At 44.3% G+C, this 19,832-nt stretch carries 22 protein-coding genes; 17 read left to right on the top strand and 5 right to left on the bottom strand.

Going from position 1 to position 19,832, the window contains the following annotated elements:
- Positions 1 to 42: 42 nt before the first annotated feature.
- Positions 43 to 624, bottom strand: a complete 582-nt coding sequence (locus AB6C75_RS07620) for a nucleoside triphosphate pyrophosphatase (protein ID WP_102248940.1) — start codon at positions 622 to 624, stop codon at positions 43 to 45.
- 149 nt (positions 625 to 773) lie between these two features.
- On the opposite strand from AB6C75_RS07620, the gene yceD reads away from it, so the two are divergent.
- From yceD to AB6C75_RS07545, 15 genes are all read left to right on the top strand, one after another.
- On the top strand, positions 774 to 1,301 hold the full coding sequence (yceD, locus tag AB6C75_RS07615; protein ID WP_004733994.1) for a 23S rRNA accumulation protein YceD: 528 nt from the start codon (positions 774 to 776) through the stop codon (positions 1,299 to 1,301).
- Positions 1,302 to 1,345: 44 nt separating this feature from the next.
- A complete protein-coding gene (gene rpmF, locus AB6C75_RS07610; protein ID WP_004737376.1) occupies positions 1,346 to 1,516 on the top strand; it encodes a 50S ribosomal protein L32 in 171 nt (56 codons plus the stop codon).
- Between the two features lie 9 nt (positions 1,517 to 1,525).
- Positions 1,526 to 2,551 (top strand): phosphate acyltransferase PlsX, encoded by a 1,026-nt coding sequence (gene plsX / locus AB6C75_RS07605; RefSeq protein ID WP_012603565.1) that lies wholly within the window; start codon positions 1,526 to 1,528, stop codon positions 2,549 to 2,551.
- A 5-nt stretch (positions 2,552 to 2,556) separates the two neighbouring features.
- The gene (locus AB6C75_RS07600; protein WP_010437276.1) at positions 2,557 to 3,507 is read left to right on the top strand and encodes a beta-ketoacyl-ACP synthase III; all 951 of its coding nucleotides are present in this window, start codon (positions 2,557 to 2,559) and stop codon (positions 3,505 to 3,507) included.
- A gap of 80 nt (positions 3,508 to 3,587) precedes the next feature.
- The gene (gene fabD, locus AB6C75_RS07595; protein ID WP_371694418.1) at positions 3,588 to 4,511 is read left to right on the top strand and encodes an ACP S-malonyltransferase; all 924 of its coding nucleotides are present in this window, start codon (positions 3,588 to 3,590) and stop codon (positions 4,509 to 4,511) included.
- Between the two features lie 25 nt (positions 4,512 to 4,536).
- Positions 4,537 to 5,271 (top strand): 3-oxoacyl-ACP reductase FabG, encoded by a 735-nt coding sequence (fabG, locus tag AB6C75_RS07590; RefSeq protein ID WP_029222897.1) that lies wholly within the window; start codon positions 4,537 to 4,539, stop codon positions 5,269 to 5,271.
- 166 nt (positions 5,272 to 5,437) lie between these two features.
- A complete protein-coding gene (acpP, locus tag AB6C75_RS07585; protein ID WP_012603569.1) occupies positions 5,438 to 5,671 on the top strand; it encodes an acyl carrier protein in 234 nt (77 codons plus the stop codon).
- Between the two features lie 93 nt (positions 5,672 to 5,764).
- Complete coding sequence (gene fabF, locus AB6C75_RS07580; RefSeq protein ID WP_004736554.1) at positions 5,765 to 7,009, top strand: beta-ketoacyl-ACP synthase II; 1,245 nt, start codon at positions 5,765 to 5,767, stop codon at positions 7,007 to 7,009.
- Between the two features lie 103 nt (positions 7,010 to 7,112).
- Complete coding sequence (gene pabC / locus AB6C75_RS07575) at positions 7,113 to 7,991, top strand: aminodeoxychorismate lyase (protein ID WP_017102822.1); 879 nt, start codon at positions 7,113 to 7,115, stop codon at positions 7,989 to 7,991.
- Complete coding sequence (gene mltG / locus AB6C75_RS07570; RefSeq protein WP_017088588.1) at positions 7,988 to 9,004, top strand: endolytic transglycosylase MltG; 1,017 nt, start codon at positions 7,988 to 7,990, stop codon at positions 9,002 to 9,004. Before pabC ends, mltG begins: the two co-directional genes overlap by 4 nt.
- Positions 9,005 to 9,014: 10 nt before the next feature.
- Positions 9,015 to 9,647: a dTMP kinase gene (gene tmk, locus AB6C75_RS07565; protein ID WP_012603572.1), complete on the top strand. Its 633-nt coding sequence runs from the start codon at positions 9,015 to 9,017 to the stop codon at positions 9,645 to 9,647.
- 6 nt (positions 9,648 to 9,653) lie between these two features.
- Positions 9,654 to 10,619: a DNA polymerase III subunit delta' gene (locus tag AB6C75_RS07560; RefSeq protein ID WP_012603573.1), complete on the top strand. Its 966-nt coding sequence runs from the start codon at positions 9,654 to 9,656 to the stop codon at positions 10,617 to 10,619.
- Positions 10,610 to 11,377, top strand: a complete 768-nt coding sequence (locus AB6C75_RS07555; protein WP_012603574.1) for a TatD family hydrolase — start codon at positions 10,610 to 10,612, stop codon at positions 11,375 to 11,377. The genes AB6C75_RS07560 and AB6C75_RS07555 overlap by 10 nt, the downstream gene beginning before the upstream one ends.
- Positions 11,378 to 11,821: 444 nt before the next feature.
- Positions 11,822 to 13,252: a PTS glucose transporter subunit IIBC gene (ptsG, locus tag AB6C75_RS07550; protein WP_009848984.1), complete on the top strand. Its 1,431-nt coding sequence runs from the start codon at positions 11,822 to 11,824 to the stop codon at positions 13,250 to 13,252.
- Positions 13,253 to 13,480: 228 nt separating this feature from the next.
- Complete coding sequence (locus AB6C75_RS07545; RefSeq protein ID WP_065677966.1) at positions 13,481 to 13,885, top strand: hypothetical protein; 405 nt, start codon at positions 13,481 to 13,483, stop codon at positions 13,883 to 13,885.
- 59 nt (positions 13,886 to 13,944) lie between these two features.
- On the opposite strand, the gene AB6C75_RS07540 is transcribed toward AB6C75_RS07545, so the two are convergent.
- The 3 genes from AB6C75_RS07540 to AB6C75_RS07530 form a co-directional block, all read right to left on the bottom strand.
- Complete coding sequence (locus AB6C75_RS07540; protein ID WP_009848986.1) at positions 13,945 to 14,043, bottom strand: methionine/alanine import family NSS transporter small subunit; 99 nt, start codon at positions 14,041 to 14,043, stop codon at positions 13,945 to 13,947.
- A gap of 2 nt (positions 14,044 to 14,045) precedes the next feature.
- The gene (locus tag AB6C75_RS07535; RefSeq protein ID WP_009848987.1) at positions 14,046 to 15,506 is read right to left on the bottom strand and encodes a sodium-dependent transporter; all 1,461 of its coding nucleotides are present in this window, start codon (positions 15,504 to 15,506) and stop codon (positions 14,046 to 14,048) included.
- Between the two features lie 497 nt (positions 15,507 to 16,003).
- Positions 16,004 to 16,597 (bottom strand): hypothetical protein, encoded by a 594-nt coding sequence (locus AB6C75_RS07530; RefSeq protein WP_009848988.1) that lies wholly within the window; start codon positions 16,595 to 16,597, stop codon positions 16,004 to 16,006.
- A gap of 145 nt (positions 16,598 to 16,742) precedes the next feature.
- Here AB6C75_RS07530 and AB6C75_RS07525 point away from each other — a divergent pair, with 145 nt between their 5' ends.
- Entirely contained in the window at positions 16,743 to 16,832 is a 90-nt protein-coding gene (locus tag AB6C75_RS07525; RefSeq protein ID WP_102248935.1) for a YnhF family membrane protein, read from the top strand.
- A gap of 41 nt (positions 16,833 to 16,873) precedes the next feature.
- The gene (locus AB6C75_RS07520; RefSeq protein ID WP_122047010.1) at positions 16,874 to 18,076 is read left to right on the top strand and encodes a patatin family protein; all 1,203 of its coding nucleotides are present in this window, start codon (positions 16,874 to 16,876) and stop codon (positions 18,074 to 18,076) included.
- 180 nt (positions 18,077 to 18,256) lie between these two features.
- Here AB6C75_RS07520 and pyk read toward each other — a convergent pair whose 3' ends face one another.
- Positions 18,257 to 19,705, bottom strand: coding sequence for a pyruvate kinase (pyk, locus tag AB6C75_RS07515; RefSeq protein WP_012603578.1), 1,449 nt, complete (start codon positions 19,703 to 19,705; stop codon positions 18,257 to 18,259).
- Between the last annotated feature and the right edge of the window lie 127 nt (positions 19,706 to 19,832).

Below are 19,832 nucleotides of genomic sequence, written 5' to 3'. Positions count from 1 at the left end.
AAGGAAGGAGTAGGGAATCTCCAACAGAGTGCTAAGTACCGCTTACAACACATTTCTTCCTTGTGCCTCAAGCATATCGACTAAATCGATCAGCGGTAAGCCGATCAGCGTGTTTGGGTCTTTACCTTCCATCTGTTTAAACAATGCAATACCTAACCCTTCGCACATAAAACTGCCCGCGCAGTAATAAGGCTGCTCTTTCTCAACATAAGAAATGATCTGTTGCTCAGTTAAATCGCGGAAATGCACAACAAAGGTGTCGAGACGCGTGTCAGCTTTACTGGTCTCGCTGTTCCATACCGTTATCCCAGTATAGAAAGTGATGCTCTTACCACTTTGACGAGACAACTGCTCAATCGCTTTTTCACGAGTATGAGGTTTGCCAATGATTTCTTCGTCAATCACACATACTTGATCGGAACCAATCACTAGGCTTGGTTGTTCGACAGCACAAGACTTGGCTTTGGTCTCAGCAAGACGCATTACCAATTGTTGAGGAGTCTCTTCTGGAAGTGGAGTTTCATCGCAGTCAGGCTTCGCTGTGACAAAGTCTAACTGTAATTTTTTGAGGATCTCTTGCCTAAATGGAGATGTAGAAGCTAAAACTAGTTGGTAATTTCTCATTTTAATTTACAATTCGTGTAAGCATTTAGTTCAGGATAACGTAACTTAGCCTGCTATTCATAATGCTCTGAACAGGAAAGGTAGGAAAGTACATTTTTTTTGCCATTTCCTTTGACTAAACACGATTTGGAAGATAAGATTCGCGCCCTATGCAAAAGGAAAAAATACCGCGTACAGTTGATCCGGCAAGAACGGCTCAAAAACGACTCGATATGGATGGTATCATTCAAGTCAGTCTTTTAAAGCGTTTAACCGAAACAACTGAAGGCGTAAAACGTGACGCGCAAGTCTCAATGTCATTTGGGCTTGATGAACAACGATTAGTCGTTATCTCTGGTAAAGCTAACGTCGAAGTCGATTTAGAGTGTCAACGTTGTAATGAGGTTTTCGCACATGAGTGCGATGTCCAATTTACTTATACTCCTGTTTACAGCGAGAAAAGTGAAGAGGAAGCACCGGAAGAGTACGATTTGGTAGATCTGAACGAGTACGGTGAGTTAGACCTGATTCAATTAGTTGAAGACGAGTTCATCCTTGGATTGCCACAAATAGCAATGCACGACGATGCGAAATGTAGCGTTAACTCAAATAACTTGGTGTTTGGTGAACTTCCTGAAGAAATTGAGGAAGATAAAAAGCCGAATCCATTTGATGTTTTAAAAAACTTAAAGAAGTAACTTATTAGTAAGTATCTTTAAGAATTTACATAGGAGTAGGGTCAATGGCCGTACAAAAGAGCAAGAAATCACGTTCAATGCGTGGCATGCGTCGTTCACACGATGCGCTAACTACAGCAGCACTTTCTGTAGACGCAACTTCAGGTGAAACTCACCTACGTCACAACGTGACTGCCGAAGGTTTCTACCGCGGCAAAAAGGTTATCAACAAGTAAGGTTGACCTTTGCAAAATCTAACCGTTGCGCTTGATGCAATGGGCGGGGACTTCGGTCCTCGTGTTACAGTGCCTGCCGCCGTGCAGGCACTGTCGTATTTCCCAGAGCTAAAAGTCATTCTAATAGGTGATCGAAACGCGATCACATCTCAATTATCTTCATTAGGTCGAATGCCTGATTCTCGTTTGAGTATCCAGCATTGTGATCGAGTTATTTCCAATTCTGAAAAACCTTCACTGGCCCTACGCAACAGTCAGGGTAGCTCTATGCGTGCTGCTATCGATCTGGTTGCCGAGTCACAAGCTGATGCTTGTGTGAGTGGTGGCAACACCGGCGCACTGATGGCGTTATCTCGTTTCCGACTCAAACTCCTTCCTGGTATTGATAGACCTGCATTGGTTTCAGCTTTGCCTACCGCTTCTGGCAACCGTACATGGATGCTCGATTTAGGAGCGAACGTTTCTAGTGACGCGGATTCACTGTTTCAGTTTGCCGTAATGGGCAGTGCATTAGCAGAACAACATTTAGGTCGCGTGCCTCGTGTCGCTATCTTGAATATCGGCGCTGAAGAAATCAAAGGCAATGACCTTGTAAAACGATGCGCTGAAATGTTGTCGAATACTCAGTCTGTGAACTTCATAGGCTATATTGAAGGTAATCAATTACTTCAAGATGCGGCTGATGTCGTCGTATGTGATGGTTTTGTGGGCAATGTCTGCTTAAAAACGTGTGAAGGTACGGCTCAGCTCTTTATTGATAAGCTAAAAACGCGCATGATGGCTTCAACAATAAAGGGTTGGATCGCCAGAATGTTGTTTTCTGAGCTATTTACTGAATTAAAAACCTTGAACCCCGACCAGTATAACGGCGCAAGTTTGTTAGGATTGCGCGGCATTGTCATTAAAAGCCATGGAAGTGCTGATGTGTCTGCAGTCGTCAACGCGATTGGTGAGGCAGTACACGAGGTCAAACGACAAGTCCCCAGTCGCATTAGCGATCGTTTGGAAGCGGTTTTACTCGAGAGGCATTATTAGTCTTCATGTATAGCAAAATTTTAGGTACTGGCAGCTACTTGCCATCTCAGGTGCGTACTAACGCAGACTTAGAGAAAATGGTAGAGACTAGCGATGAGTGGATCGTTGCTAGAACAGGTATTAAAGAGCGTCGTATTTCAGCGGAAAACGAAACTGTTGCGGATATGGCGTTTTACGCTGCTGAGAATGCCATTGAGATGGCAGGTATCGACAAAGAAGATATTGATTTAATCATCGTTGCGACAACCAGCAGTAGCCATACATTCCCGTCTTCGGCATGTCAGGTACAAGGTAAGCTTGGTATCAAAGGTTGTCCTGCGTTTGATTTAGCTGCGGCGTGTTCTGGCTTTGTCTATGCACTGTCTGTTGCTGATCAACATATCAAGACTGGTATGTGTAAAAACGTTTTGGTAATCGGTGCGGATGCACTGTCAAAAACCTGTGATCCGACTGACCGCTCTACTATCATCTTATTTGGTGATGCTGCAGGTGCGGTGGTTGTTGGCGCAAGCGAAGAGCCAGGTATTTTGTCTACTCACATTTACTCTGATGGTAAATATGGTGAGCTTCTAAGCCTAGAAGTTCCAGAGCGTGGCGGTGATGCGGACAAATGGCTGCACATGGCGGGCAACGAAGTATTTAAAGTGGCGGTAACTCAGCTTTCTAAGCTAGTTAAAGACACATTAGCGGCGAACAATATGGATAAGTCAGAGCTTGATTGGTTAGTTCCACACCAAGCGAATTACCGTATTATCTCGGCAACCGCTAAAAAGCTGACGATGTCACTTGATCAAGTTGTGATTACTCTTGATAAGCACGGCAATACGTCGGCAGCAACTGTACCAACGGCCCTTGATGAGGCTGTTCGCGACGGGCGAATTAAACGTGGTCAAACGCTTCTACTTGAAGCATTTGGCGGCGGCTTCACTTGGGGTTCTGCGTTAGTTAAATTCTAACCCCAAGCGATAATCAACAAACAAGGCACATAACTTATGTGCCTTATTCAATTTTTTGCTTTGCTTAAAGGAAAATTACAATGAGCAAATTTGCTATCGTATTCCCAGGCCAAGGCTCTCAAGCTATCGGTATGCTTGCTGACCTAGGCGAACAGTATGATGTTGTTAAAAAGACATTTGCTGAAGCTTCAGAAGCACTTGGTTACGATCTATGGGCATTGGTTCAAGATGGTCCAGTAGAAAATCTAAATGAAACTTTCCGTACTCAACCAGCTCTACTAACCGCGTCTGTTGCAATCTGGCGTGTATGGCAAGAGCTTGGTCTAGAGCAACCTGCAAACTTAGCAGGCCACAGCTTAGGCGAATACTCGGCACTCGTGTGTGCGGGTGTTATCGACTTTAAAGAAGCGATCAAGCTGGTTGAGCTACGTGGTCAACTGATGCAAGAAGCGGTTCCTGCTGGCGTTGGTGCAATGTACGCAATCATCGGTCTAGATGATGAAGCGATTGCTAAAGCGTGTGAAGAAGCGGCACAAGACGAAGTTGTGTCTCCAGTTAACTTCAATTCACCTGGCCAAGTTGTTATCGCGGGTAACAAAGCAGCAGTAGAGCGCGCTGGTGCACTATGTAAAGAAGCGGGCGCTAAACGTGCTCTTCCTTTACCAGTATCTGTGCCGTCTCACTGTGCCCTTATGAAGCCTGCAGCAGACAAGCTAGCGGTTGCTCTGGAAGCTCTAGAGTTCAACACGCCGGCACTGCCTGTTATCAATAACGTTGATGTTATTGCTGAAACAGACCCGGAAAAAATCAAAAGCGCACTTGTTCGCCAGCTGTACAGCCCAGTTCGTTGGACTGAAGGTGTACAAGCTATGAATGAGCAAGGCGTAGAGAAGCTACTAGAATTAGGCCCAGGTAAAGTTCTTACCGGTCTAACAAAACGAATCGTAAAAACTATGACAGCTGCTGCAGTTAATGACACTGCATCACTAGAAGCTGCTAAGTAAATAAACACTTAATAGAGAAGTTATGATGAATTTAGAAGGCAAAGTTGCACTAGTTACAGGCGCAAGCCGTGGTATCGGTCGTGCAATCGCTGAACTTTTAGTTGAGCGTGGTGCTAAAGTTATCGGTACTGCTACGTCTGAAGGCGGCGCTGCTGCAATCAGTGAGTACCTAGGTGAGAACGGTAAAGGTCTTGCTCTTAATGTAACGGATGTTGACTCAATTGCAGCTACACTGAAAACCATCAACGATGAATTCGGTGCGATTGACATTCTGGTCAACAACGCAGGTATCACTCGTGATAACCTACTTATGCGTATGAAAGACGATGAATGGAATGACATCATCGATACTAACCTAACGCCTATCTTCCGCATGTCTAAAGCTGTATTGCGTGGCATGATGAAGAAGCGTCAAGGACGTATCGTAAACGTTGGTTCTGTAGTCGGTACTATGGGTAACGCTGGTCAAGCTAACTACGCAGCTGCAAAAGCAGGCGTAATTGGTTTTACTAAATCAATGGCTCGTGAAGTTGCGTCTCGTGGTATTACAGTGAACACTGTAGCACCTGGTTTCATCGAAACTGACATGACTAAAGCGCTAAATGATGACCAACGTGCAGTAACTTTGGCGAATGTACCAGCAGGTCGACTAGGTGACCCTCGCGAAATCGCTGAAGCTGTGGTATTTTTGGCGTCACCTGCGGCAGCTTATATCACAGGTGAAACACTTCACGTCAATGGCGGTATGTACATGGTGTAAATTATGTGCAACATTTGTGCATGATTTAAGTCAAGATCATACGTAATTTCGGTTAAAATCGTGAAAATTGTGGTTTGACCAGAAAAGTTGACCTTGCAACTTTCAATAGATTGAATAAACTACGGAAAACATCGCATAAAGCGAACTCTGTAAAGGAAAAGAAAAAATGAGCAACCTCGAAGAACGCGTAAAGAAAATCATTGTTGAACAGCTAGGTGTAGACGAAGCTGAAGTTAAAAACGAAGCTTCTTTCGTTGATGACCTAGGTGCAGATTCTCTAGACACAGTTGAGCTAGTAATGGCTCTAGAAGAAGAATTCGACACTGAGATTCCAGATGACGAAGCTGAGAAAATTACTACTGTTCAAGCTGCTATCGATTACGTAACTAGCGCTCAGTAATAATCTCTCCCAGGCGGTCACCTCGACCGCCTGTGTTTTATCTAACTCATCTATCCTCATCTTAAATCACCTCAATCCCCGGAGTGTAATATCGTGTCCAAGCGTCGTGTAGTTGTCACTGGCATGGGTATGTTGTCGCCGGTAGGCAACACTGTAGAATCTTCTTGGAAAGCCCTGCTAGCTGGTCAAAGTGGTATCGTTAATATCGATCATTTTGACGCAACCAATTTCTCAACTCGTTTTGCAGGTCTAGTTAAAGACTTTAACTGCGAAGAGTATATGACTAAAAAAGATGCTCGTAAGATGGACTTGTTCATCCAGTACGGCGTCGCAGCAGGTATTCAAGCTTTAGATGATTCAGCCCTAACTATTACTGAAGAAAACGCTCCTCGTGTAGGCGTTGCTATCGGTTCTGGTATTGGTGGTCTTGGTTTGATCGAAGCCGGTCACAAGGCTCTAACTGAAAAAGGCCCTCGTAAAATCAGCCCGTTCTTCGTACCGTCGACGATCGTGAATATGATTGCGGGTCACATGTCTATCATGCGTGGCCTACGCGGTCCAAACATCGCGATCTCTACAGCATGTACGACTGGCCTACATAACATTGGCCACGCGGCTCGTATGATTGCATACGGCGATGCTGACGCAATGCTAGCGGGTGGTGCTGAAAAAGCATCGACACCACTAGGTATGGGCGGTTTTGGTGCGGCTAAAGCACTGTCTACTCGTAACGATGAGCCTCAAAAAGCTTCTCGTCCATGGGACAAAGGCCGTGACGGCTTCGTTCTTGGTGACGGTGCAGGCATGATGGTTCTTGAAGAGTATGAACATGCTAAAGCTCGTGGCGCTAAGATTTACTGTGAGCTAGTTGGCTTCGGTATGTCGGGTGACGCTTACCACATGACATCTCCAAGTGAAGATGGTTCTGGTGGCGCACTAGCAATGGAAGCGGCTATGCGTGATGCTGGCATTACTGGTGAACAAATCGGTTATGTTAACGCACACGGTACTTCGACTCCTGCAGGTGACGTAGCGGAAGTGAAGGGCATCAAGCGTGCTCTTGGCGAAGCAGGCAGCAAGCAAGTCTTGGTTTCTTCTACGAAATCAATGACTGGCCACCTTCTAGGTGCTGCGGGTTCTGCTGAAGCGATCATCACTGCGATGTCTCTAATTGATCAAATTGTTCCACCAACAATCAATTTAGATGATCCTGAAGAAGGCTTAGATATTGACTTAGTACCTCACACTGCGCGTAAAGTTAGCGGTATGGAATATGCTGCATGTAACTCATTCGGTTTCGGTGGTACTAACGGCTGTTTGATCTTCAAAAAGATTTAATCATCTTATATAAGAGTCAAACATCGTAGATAGTCATAATTAGAACTGTTTTTAAACGGCTCGATGCTTTAGCATTGAGCCGTTTCTTTTTATGGGGAAAAACATGTTTTGGGTTGATGGAGAAAGTCAGCAAACTGTCGATATCTTAGATCGCTCGTTTCAGTATGGAGACGGCTGTTTTACTACCATGCTTGTTCAAGATGGCCAGATTCAATATTTTCACGATCATCAGCGTCGTGTTGATGATTGTCTTAAAGCGTTACGCATTTCCGAACTTGATTGGAATACGGTTAACCTTTGGCTCGATAATGCACTTGAACATATCCAACACAATGCGCTTCCTGGTACAAAGAGCCTTAATGGTTCAACGAATCTTCAAGATAAAAACAAGCCTCATGATGAAAAAGCAGGGCTCAAGCTGCACGTTAGCCGTGGGGCTGGCGGTCGTGGCTACAGTGCCAAGAATATCGCCAAGCCAACGATAACCATCAGTACATTTGATTACCCAAATCATTATTCCGCGTGGCAAGATTCCGGTGTAGACCTCGGTATCTGCCAACAAGCACTGGGTTTGAGCCCATTATTGGCCGGTCATAAGCACAATAATCGCCTTGAGCAAATCTTGATGAAAGATGAAATGGATCAGGCCGGTGAAGTGGATGGCGTGGTTCTGGATATATCAGGTAACGTGATTGAAACCACCATGGCTAATCTGTTTTGGCGAAAAGGGCAGACGATTCACACTCCTCAACTGACGCAAAGTGGCGTTGCTGGGGTTATGCGTAAGCAAGTGTTAACCGCGCTGAATCAAGCTGAACTTTCCGTTACTATTAGTGACTACTGCTTATCTCAACTCATGCAAGCTGATGAGGTTTTCATGACCAACTCCATTTTAGGGGTTGCCCCAGTTACCCGTATTAGTGATACCCAATTCAACATTGGAACCGTTACTCGTAGCCTTCAAGGACAACTAAACTCGTGATCAAAAAGTTATTTATTTTTATTATATTGTGCTTAATCGCAGCCAGTGCTGCTGGTTTTTATGTTTACAACCAAGCGCAAGATAACCTGAAACAAGTTATTCAATTAGAAAAACCACAAGTCGTGACTGTTGCTTCAGGTAGCAGCTTTAACCGCGTTCTAGCCCAGTTGATTAACGAGGGGCTTTTCGAGGCTTCTCCTTATGAGAAATTAATCCGTAAGTTACATCCTGAGCTTGTAGACGTAAAAGCGGGTACATTCCTGCTTGAACCGGGTTTAACCTTAGAGCAGGCGCTACAAGTGCTTGTAGAAGGGAAGGAGCACCAATTTACCATTACCTTTGTAGAAGGCAGTCGTTTTGACGAGTGGCTTGTTCAGCTAAAAGACAACGAATTCATTCAGCAGACGTTGAATGATGTCTCTGAAAAAGAGATCGCACAAAAGCTTGGTATTGAAAATGAAAAGCTAGAAGGCCTTTTCTTAGCGGAAACATACCACTACACCTATGGCACAACGGATTTAGATTTGTTGAAACGTGCCCACCGAGATCTAATGAACGTGGTCAATGATGAGTGGGAAAATAGAGCCGATAAACTGCCTCTTAAATCGCCTTATGAAGCTTTAATTCTTGCGTCTATCATCGAGAAAGAGACTGCTGTCGCTTCTGAGCGTGAGCGTGTGTCTTCTGTATTCGTTAACCGCTTGAACAAGCGTATGCGTTTGCAAACTGACCCAACGGTTATCTACGGCATGGGCGATAGCTACAAAGGCAATATTCGTAAGAAAGATCTACGCACACCAACGCCGTACAACACCTATACAATGAGCGGTTTACCGCCAACACCGATCGCGATGGCGGGTAAAGCGTCTATCAACGCGGCTCTGAATCCAGAGAAGAGCAACTACCTTTATTTTGTTGCTAGTGGAACCGGCGGTCACGTATTTTCAAAGAGTTTGACTGAGCATAACCGTGCAGTACGAGCTTACTTAAAGCAATTAAGAAAAAACAAATAAAGAAAGAATTATGAATCAGTCGAAATTTATCGTGGTTGAAGGCCTTGAAGGTGCTGGCAAAAGTACAGCAATCAATGCCATCGTTGAGACATTGAAAACAGCTGGTGTCGCTGACATCGTTAATACTCGTGAACCCGGTGGTACCGTGCTTGCCGAGAAGATGCGCTCGTTGGTCAAAGAAGAACACGAGGGCGAGAAGCTTCAAGACATGACTGAGTTGCTGCTGATGTACGCAGCGCGTGTTCAATTAGTAGAAAACGTCATCAAGCCTGCACTAGACAGTGGTAAATGGGTGTTGGGTGATCGCCATGATATGTCTTCTCAAGCATACCAAGGTGGTGGTCGTCAGATCGCTCGTAGCACTATGGAATCACTGAAAGCAACCACGCTAGGCGGCTTTAAGCCAGATTTAACACTATATTTGGACCTAGACCCTAGAGTCGGGCTTGAACGCGCTAGAGGTCGTGGTGAGCTTGATAGAATTGAAAAGATGGACATCTCATTTTTCGATCGCACGCGTGAGCGTTACTTAGAAATTGCAGGGCAAGACGATTCTGTACTCGTGATTAATGCGCAGCAAGAAATTGAGCAAGTAGCCGCTGATATTAAAGTCGCGCTCAGTGCTTGGCTCAATAAACAGTAGGTAGTCATGGCTGAAGTTTATTCTTGGCTCACACCGGTATGGAGTGAGTGGAAAAAAAGTCTCGATGCAGAACGTTTTCCTAACTCTGTGATCGTTAATGCGCCTGAAGGGCTTGGTGTGGAAGCGCTGGTTAGCCAACTTACCGATGCATTGATGTGTGTTAATTACGAAAGTGAAGCGTGCGGATTTTGCCACAGTTGTGAACTGATGAAGTCGGGGAGTCACCCAGATTTCCATGTGATTGAACCTGAGAAAGAAGGTAAATCGATTACGGTTGACCAAGTGCGTGCGAGTAACCGCTGGGCTCAACAATCGTCCCAGTTAGGTGGCCTGCGTGTCATCTTGCTGAATCCGGCTGAAGCGATGAACGAATCGGCATCTAATGCGCTGTTGAAAACGCTGGAAGAACCTGCGAGTAACTGTATTTTCATTCTTTCGACGCGCAACAGTAATCGTTTAATGCCAACTATTCTTAGCCGTTGCCAGCAATTTAATGTGGTGTGCCCACAATTGGATGCAGGATCGGCATGGTTAAATGGAGAAGTTGGTAAAACGGTTCCTCAGTACATACTGACATTGAACGACAACGCACCTCTGAAAGCGAAAGCAATGTTTGATCAAGGTGGCGTCGAAGCTTCTACCAAAGCACTAGATGGCTTTGTGGATGTGATAAAAGGCACTCAACCCGACATGCTGAAGTTCTCTACAGAGCTTAGCAAAGACCCTTTGATTCAACTTAGCTGGCTTTGGCATTTATTGTCAGATGTACAAAAGCTGCATTTTGGTTTAGCTAATCACGCTATCATTCCGAGTGCGAAAGCACTGTGTGAGGTGATGTCTTATCAAAGTGCTTATGCAGCGTCGAATAAACTGCTGATATTGATTGAGCAGTTAAAGCAACACCCTGGGCTCAATACGGAGCTACTCATAATGAATTGGCTGATAGCCACTTGCGAGGAAACATGTTCGTAGATTCCCATTGTCATTTAGACAAACTGGATTACCAAAATTTACACACCAGCGTAGAAGACGTGGTTAATAAAGCGAAAGCAGCCAACGTTGACCAACTGCTTTCTGTCGGTGTGACGTTGGATTCGTTTGAAAACATGCTTGAGATGATCTCGCCGTTTGATAACGTTAAGGCTTCGTGTGGCGTTCACCCTCTCGACGTAGAGAGCGACTTCTGTTTAGAAAGAATGCGTGAGTACGCGAGCAACCCGAAAGTGGTGGCGATTGGTGAAACTGGCCTAGATTATCATTACCAACCAGAGACTGCAGAGCTACAACAGCTCAGGTTCAAGCAGCACGTTGAGTTGGCTGTTGAGCTTAATAAACCTTTGATCATCCACACGCGTAACGCGCGTGAAGATACGTTAGCTATTTTACGCGATGGCGGAGCAGAGAAGTGTGGTGGTGTGATTCACTGCTTTACTGAAGATCAAGCGTTCGCTGAAGCGGCAATGGAATTAGGTTTCTATATCTCGATCTCAGGTATTGTGACCTTTAAACAAGCCACAGAACTTAAAGACGTTGTGAAAAAACTACCTCTAGATAGGTTGCTGATCGAAACGGATTCGCCATATTTGGCGCCAATTCCATATCGTGGTAAAGAGAATCAGCCTGCATATGTAGTCGAAGTTGCGGCTTATATCGCCCAGTTAAAAGGGGTATCAATGAAAGAGGTTGCTGAACAAACGACCAAAAATTACCAAAAACTTTTTTTGCGATAGAAATCTAACTAAACAAACAAAAGGGAGCGAAAGCTCCCTTTTTGTGTTTTTGATCACCAAAAATGCGTTTTTTTTTAATGTTTACGGAATATGTTGAACTTGAGAGCGTGAATTACAACATTTGTAATTTTGTTACTAAAAATAACATTACCCTCTATTTTATTTACTCAGTAAAATAATAGAGGGTGATTATAATTTGTTTGTTTTTCAGTTGGTTAGCGGGTTGTAAAGCATTGCATTTCTATATTTGACATGTGATCCAAGACGTGTTTTGAAACTAAATTTCGTAAGTGACTAGAAAGTTAGTTCCCCATCAATATATATTTAGCGGCAGAAAATATAATGCAATACATGGTTACATTTTCACTGGGTGCTAACATATAGGCTACGGGGGTGTGCCGTTAGGACCCATATAATTATTTTATCTTTATCAGGAGCATAAACATGTTTAAGAACCTTTTTGCTAGCCTGCAGAAAGTTGGTAAGTCTCTGATGCTACCAGTATCAGTTTTACCAGTTGCGGGTATTTTGCTAGGTGTCGGTGCAGCAGACCTTCCTTTCATTCCAGAAATCGTTTCAAACTTAATGGAACAAGCGGGTGGTTCAGTATTCGGTCAAATGGCACTACTGTTCGCAGTAGGCGTAGCACTTGGCTTTACTAATAACGACGGTGTAGCTGGTCTAGCTGCTATCGTTGGTTACGGCATCATGACTGCTACACTAGGCGTAATGGCTGGTGTAATGGGCGTTGATAAAATCGACACTGGTGTACTAGGTGGTATCCTAGTCGGTGGTGTTGCTGCTTGGGCATTCAACCGTTTCTTCCGTATTCAACTACCAGAGTACCTTGGCTTCTTCGCTGGTAAGCGTGCTGTGCCAATCATCACAGGTTTCTCTGCGATTGGTCTAGCAATCCTACTATCTGTAGTATGGCCACCAGTTGGCGGCGCTATTTCTGCGTTCTCTGATTGGGCTGCTCACCAAAACCCACAAGTGGCGTTTGGTATCTACGGTATCGTTGAGCGTTCTCTGATTCCATTTGGTCTTCACCACGTTTGGAACGTACCTTTCTTCTTCGAAGCTGGTACTTGTGTAAACGCTGCTGGCGAAACTCAAAACGGTGTTCTTACTTGTTACCTAGTTGCTGATGACGCATCTCGTGCAGCGGGCAATGGCTTCGGTCAGCTAGCTGGTGGTTACATGTTCAAGATGTTCGGTCTACCTGCTGCTGCAATCGCGATTGCACATTCAGCTAAACCTGAAAACCGTGCTAAAGTAATGGGCATCATGGCTTCTGCTGCGTTGACTTCATTCCTAACGGGTATCACTGAACCAATCGAATTCTCATTCCTATTCGTTGCTCCTGTACTGTACGCAATCCACGCTCTATTAGCTGGTTCTGCATACGTTCTTGCGAACACTCTAGGTTTTGTACACGGTACATCTTTCTCACACGGTCTAATCGACTTCCTAGTTCTATCTGGCAATGCGTCTAAGATGGGTCTAATGGTTGTATGTGGTGTTGCTTACGCTGCAATTTACTACATCGTATTCCGCACTGTGATTAAAGCACTTGACCTTAAAACTCCGGGCCGTGAAGACGAATCTGAAGAAGAAGTAGTTGCTACAGGTTCTGAACTTGCTGGTGAGCTAGTTGCTGCATTCGGTGGTAAAGCGAACATCACTGGTCTTGACGCTTGTATTACTCGTCTACGTGTTGCAGTAGCTGATACCGCTCTTGTTGACCAAGACAAACTGAAGAAACTAGGCGCTGCAGGTGTTGTTGTAGTTGCTGGTGGCGTACAAGCTATCTTCGGTACTAAGTCTGACAACCTTAAGACAGACATGGATGAGTGGATCCGTAACAACGGTTAATTCGCTGATTCAATAAATTGAAAGGAGGCCTTACGGCCTCCTTTTTTGTTTTCTGCAATATGCAAAATATCCTCACGCTTAAGCTCTTCTTACTCAATTAGTTCTACTCAACTCTATGTGTTGAAGGCCGATACCGAACCTTGAGCGCCAGTTCGCTTTTACCTAGCGATGACACCTCTCTTTGTGAACCCAGTACACTACCATTTTTAAAAACAGTCTGAGAATATTATGAAACATCGTTATTTGATCGGCCTTATGTGCTGCAGCGGAGCCGCGTTTGTGCATGCTTCTGAAGCACCAGATTTGGAAGTTGGATTAGCCATTGACCAAGACCTGAGTGTCGTTGTCGAATTTGATCAGAAATACCGTGCCACGATTGGCAACGACGGTGCTGCATTTGACTACATTTTGAAGCGTGGTCAGTTTGAGACTGAAGCTCCGTTGAGTTGGTATGTCGGTGCAGGTGCTTGGGCTGAGTGGAATGATGATTTTGGCTTACGTTTGCCTTTAGGTGTTAAAGTGAATTTCTACGAAGGTTGGAATGCGTACGCTCAAGTTCACCCTGAGCTCGACATGTATAAAGGTGTTGAATTACAAGTGGGTGGTGCACTGGGTATCACCTACAAGTTCTAGGTGATGAGACAAAAAAATGCCAGCTTAGTAGCTGGCATTTTTGAATGGTTTAAATAAGGTTATTTCTGTTTGTCCATTGCACGCTTTATGCAAATTGCAGCACCACCCCAAGTGATACCAAGACCAAGAACCATCATAATAATCGCACTCGTTGTCATGATTATGCTTCCTTCTTACTTGTCATATTTATGATAATGCCAATCGCTAGTAATCCTGCGATCATCGCCCAGCCAAGAGTCAGGTCGTAGCCACCGTAACCGTCTGTAAACAATGCGCTTAGTTTAGTTGCAAGAATGATTGCAAGCATAACTGGAGTGACGAAGCGTAAACATACGTTAAACCATACGCCAATAGAGAAATCTGAAATCTCATTGACGTACGCACGTACATCGCTAACTTTGTTTAGTAGCCATGCCATTAGAAGGATTTCAATGAATCCGCCTACCATGATGCCGACGTTGTTAGCGAAGTGATCGACTAGGTCTAGTAGAAGTAGGCCGCCGTTAGTTGCAAATGCCATAGACACCACAACACCAACGCCAATAACAATACTTGCTGCTTTTTTACGGCTCCAGTTCAGCTTGTCCATAATTGCAGATGTTACTGCTTCCATAATTGAGATATGAGAGCTTAAACCAGCCACAACAAGTGCAAAGAAGAATAGTGGACCCAGAATATACGGTGCTGGAAGTAAATTAATCGCAGCAGGTAGCGTAACAAACGCAAGGCCAACGCCTGCTGATACTACTTCAGTTAATGGTTTACCTTGTTCTTGAGCCATGTAGCCAAGAACAGAGAAAATCATAATACCCGCAAGAATTGAGAAACCACAGTTGATAAGAACCGTCATGAACGCGTTGTTCGTGATATCTGATTTTTCAGGCAGGTAGCTTGAGTAAGCCAGCATGATCGCAAAACCGATACTTAGCGTGAAGAAGATTTGTCCATAAGCAGCAGCCCATACTTTTACGTCCCAGATCTTGCTGAAATCAGGTTCGAACATGTAGTTCACACCATCTAGAGCACCAGGAAGGAAAACCATGCGTCCGATAAGCAAAATCACCATTATGAACAACACTGGCATCATTACTTTAGAAGCACGTTCGATACCAGCTTTAACACCACCCACGATAGCTGCATAAGTGATTGCCCAAGCGAGTAACATTGCGCCAGCGATGCCCCATTGGATGCTACCTAGGTTCGTCGGTGAGTTATCACCTAGAGCTAGATATTCACTGAAGAAGAATGCGTTAGTGTCTGTTCCCCAGCTTTGATTGAATGACATACCGAAGTATGAAATTGCCCAACCGATAACGGCAACATAGTAGACCGCGATGACAGCCGCTACACCCACTTGGAACCAACCAAGCCACTCAAATTTTGAGTTGATGCGCGCTAAGGTTGCAGGTGCAGAGCCACGATATTTTTGACCCATACTGAACTCTAGGATCATAAATGGGATACCAGCCGTAAGCATGGCAAATAGATATGGAATGAAAAAAGCACCGCCGCCATTTTCATAAGCCATATATGGAAAACGCCAAATGTTTCCTAAACCAATAGCAGATCCTACTGCGGCAAGGATAAATCCTGCTCGGGATCCCCACTGTTCTCGCTTCATATTTAACTCCTTTACAACTTCCCTGAGGTATGAAGCTTCTCGTCACGCTGTGCTTGGTAAGGAGATGATAGTTAAAACAGGCAAACGGTTTGACTGTTTACTTTATCTTCCGTGATTAAGCAAAAGTTTAGATTATTATGTTGTTAGCGATTGGAGAACTCAGCGGATAATTCTTAATTGTTTGATGTGTGTTTGCATAACCTGAAATATTCAGCTGATGCGTGCTAATGAGCCTACCTAGTTAGAATGGTTAAAGCAATAGATTAGCTATGTTTAATAACTGTAGGGTTATGGTCTTTAAGATGTTAAATGGTGGTTATTTTAGAGGTATTAATTGGTTTGGGGTTTTCTGGTTGGTTTATGTGTCTGATTTTTTCGGCTTTATTAGGTTATGTGACTTTATTTAAAAGTAGAGCGTATGACTGAAATTCATACACTCTATAGTTGAACTGACCAACTATTCGGAGGTTCTATTGGTATGAGATGGTCATCGATACTTAGAAAGTAAAACTCAGTCCGACATTGGCTTGGAATTGGTTCATCCAGTCGGTATCAAAGCGGATGATGCACTCTTGCCCGTTACTTGGGATGTTACAAACGCCGGAGGTGTCGTTATCGACAACGGTACCTAACCAACGTAGTTGTGTGTTTAACGCTAATCGGTCACTAAATTTGTACTCTAAACCACCAAAGATAGAGGTTGAGAACCCATACTTATCCTTTGCCCAGTCTACATCGACGTAAGAAGCACCAAGGCCTAATCCCAAATAACCAGACAACACAGAAGAAGCTGGGTAGTAAATGCTACTTTGAAAGTGCAGGTATTGGATGGAGGAGCTTAGGTTGAGCGTTTCTAATTCAGAGCTTTGATTAGAATAGAAAAAGCCGATGCGTCCTTTTTCAAATGGCGTTTCAATCGAAAAGGTGTAGTTTTCAGACCCTTTCATATCATAGGTTTTACCGTCCTGGTCTTCGACACTGCCACCGCCTGTATAGCCCACCATCGGAGTAATGATGATCTCCGGCGAGGCATATACGCTCGAAACGGAGAGAAGCGTAATCAGTGCCATTATATTTGCTTTGTTATTCATGAGTATATCCTTATCCATACACTTACTAATTGTGATGGTTACATCAATATTGTGCGACTAATTTCGACGATTCTTGAAGATACTTCACACACCTGATAGTACTTAAATAGAGACTCGACAAATTAATAATAAGACAGAGGTGTCTATGGACCATAATCTGAAAAATGCCCTACAAATAACGGTTGTCATCTACGCAATCATTCTCTCATTTGGCTTTATTGCAATTGGTAGTTAATACCATTTATTGCGAGGCTGGGTTTTTATACTCAGGGAATAATGAATAGTGGGATTATAACCAATATTGATACAGCAATAGACTTAGATTATTACGCTAAGTTTATTGCTGGAAAAACAGCACTGGTCGCCCAAGGTGGTGGACAGAGAAGTATTTTTACTTCTGGAGTGCTGGATGCCTTTCTTCTTTCTAATTTTGACCCCTTCGACGAGTTTTTTGGTACCTCTGCAGGTGCTCTTAATTTGTGTGCTTATCTGTGCCGCGATAAAGGCCTTGGCCGTTCTTTCCTTCTCGATCTCACAACATCACCTGAATTCTTCAATCTCTTTTCTTATATACGACACAGAAAGAACCTTGGATTAGAGTGGGCCTTAGAACAAATCATGGCTTACCCATACAAGCTTGATTTGGATTTAGGACGACAAACGCTAGGCGATCGCCATTTCTATGCAGCCGTCACGGATTCTAAAGACTTACGAGATCACTACTTTCCAGTATTGGGTGAAGATTGGTACAAAGTGATGATTGCAACCTGTGCGATTCCTCGCTTATACAATGATGAAATCTTTATTGGCGACAATGCTTATGTGGATGGTGGTGTATCAGCTTGCATCCCAGTTCAAGAAGCGTGGCGTAGACAAGCCCGTTCCATTGTTGTGATCCGAACTGAGCCTACGCTAGAGGAAGAGGTCGAGGTTCAAGCTAACAGTACGAGATTAAAAACACCCAAACCGATATCAGCCGAAGAACTGGAATGGTTCCGCGAATCTTTTGACAGTGTTCAAGGTCATTGGCAACAAAAAGTGGAGCAGTGGAAAACCGATTGGAGCTCGTTCTTTCAACAACAAATTCTCAGCTCAAAAGAACAGAAGCGCGACAGATCACATTTGGATTTGTTGAATGGTGGTCGATGGTTATTCGGGGCGGATGACATCTATAGATTAAGTCATTTAATTGGTGATAAGTTTGATTCCGGCTTAGCAGATATGCTGATGGTGCATTACCAAACTTACTCATTGACTCAGGATTTTTTGAACTCCCCACCAGACGATGCTTTTGTCGTGCAAATTGCCCCGAGTAAGCCGCTGAAATCCAATTCATTAATGAGTAATAAAGAAGATTTACTGCACGATTATGAATTGGGTTTAGAAGCCGGTTACCGATTTGTTGAAACTTATACCTCAACGGAAAATGCTCGAAGCTCACACATGCAATATTTGGCAACCATTGCTGCTGAGAAGTAATGCTTGAGGTTGATTAATAATATTTGAAGTTGATGAGTTAGCATGCTGTGAGCTGATCGTGCTGTTTAAGCTGATCGTTAGTGAGTCGTGTTCTGAAATGAAAAAAGGTTATTGAACTTGGTTCGATAACCCTTTTTTTGTCTTGAGATTAGGCAAATCGTTTCGCCTTACGGTCAAACATTAGGTGACAGGTAAGATTCTCATACAGTTGGTTGATCCTGCCACATCCATAATGTCGCCCTGAGTGACGATAACGAGATCGCCAAACTTAAGATGCTCTTGCTCTTTTAGGCAGGTGAGCGTAGATAGGGCAATGTCAAAACTGTCTTTGGCTTCTGTCTCGAAGTAGATAGGTGTTACACCTCGGTACAAGGTGCAGCGATTAAGTGTTCCTTCGTTACGAGATAGTGCGTAGATAGGCATGTCAGCACTTAGGCGAGACATCATCAGTGCAGTTCGGCCTGATTCTGTGAGAGTGACTACGCCTTTAATGCCTTCCATATGGTTTGCCGAGTAGATAGTCGCCATCGAAACGGTTTCTTCGGCGGTTACAAAGGTGCGGTCAATTCGGTAATTGGATTGGTTGTTAATCCCCGCCATTTTCTCAGCACCAATACACACTTCAGCCATCGATTTTACGGTTTCGACCGGGTAATCACCTGCAGCTGTTTCACCTGAAAGCATGACTGCATCTGTTCCATCAAGTACCGCATTGGCAACGTCCATGACTTCGGCACGGGTTGGCATTGGCGCTGAAATCATCGATTCCATCATTTGGGTTGCGGTGATCACCGTTCGGTTAAGCGCTCTAGCACGACGTATAAGCTGTTTTTGTACTCCGACCAATTCAGGGTCGCCAATTTCGACTCCGAGGTCACCACGAGCCACCATGACCACATCTGAGGCCATTATGATGTCATCCATGTTCTCAACAGTGGCTACTGTCTCTGCTCGCTCTACTTTTGCTACAAGGTGAGCTTCTAAACCTGCTTCACGTGCGAGCTGACGAGCGTAGTGCATGTCTTCGCCGTTGCGTGGGAAAGACACCGCGAGGTAATCCACTTTGATTTGTGCGGCGGTGACGATGTCGCGCTTGTCTTTTTCTGTCAGCGCTTCTGCGGACAGGCCGCCGCCTTTCTTGTTTATGCCTTTATTATTCGAGAGAGGGCCGCCAATGATGACTTCGGTATGAACGCGACAACCTTCCACTTCGGTTACTTTTAGCTGTACACGACCATCGTCTAGCAGCAGGATGTCGTTAGCTGAAACGTCGTTAGGTAATTCTTTATAATCAAGGCCGACCGCTTGTTGGTTGCCTTCGCCTAAACCAAGGCTACTGTCGAGAGTGAATTGGTCACCAACGGCAAGTTGGATTTTGCCATCTTTGAATGTTGACACTCGAATCTTGGGACCTTGTAAGTCACCGAGAATAGCGATCTGAGTACCAAGTTTTTTGGCTATTGCTCGGACATTTTCTGCACGTTGTATATGGTCGTCGCTAGTGCCGTGAGAGAAGTTCATACGGACGACATTGGCACCGGCCTTGATGATCTCTTCAAGCACGTTACCTTTATCAGTAGAAGGGCCTAGCGTTGTGACGATTTTCGTTTTTCTTAATTCGGCTGTCATGAATACTCCTAGAGTGAGGCCAAGTAATCTTTTAAAAGACTAGGGCGTGTTGATCTTTCGAGCTGATTTTTGCAGCAAACGCTGCCCGAAGGGTTCGGCTAAAAGCGTTTTACTCTTTGTTGAGGGA

The organism is Vibrio sp. 10N.237.312.B06 (assembly GCF_041464685.1).
GTDB lineage: Bacteria > Pseudomonadota > Gammaproteobacteria > Enterobacterales > Vibrionaceae > Vibrio > Vibrio tasmaniensis_A.
The sequence above is the reverse complement of the archived record's forward strand: the minus strand, read 5'-3'. Positions and strand labels throughout refer to the sequence as shown.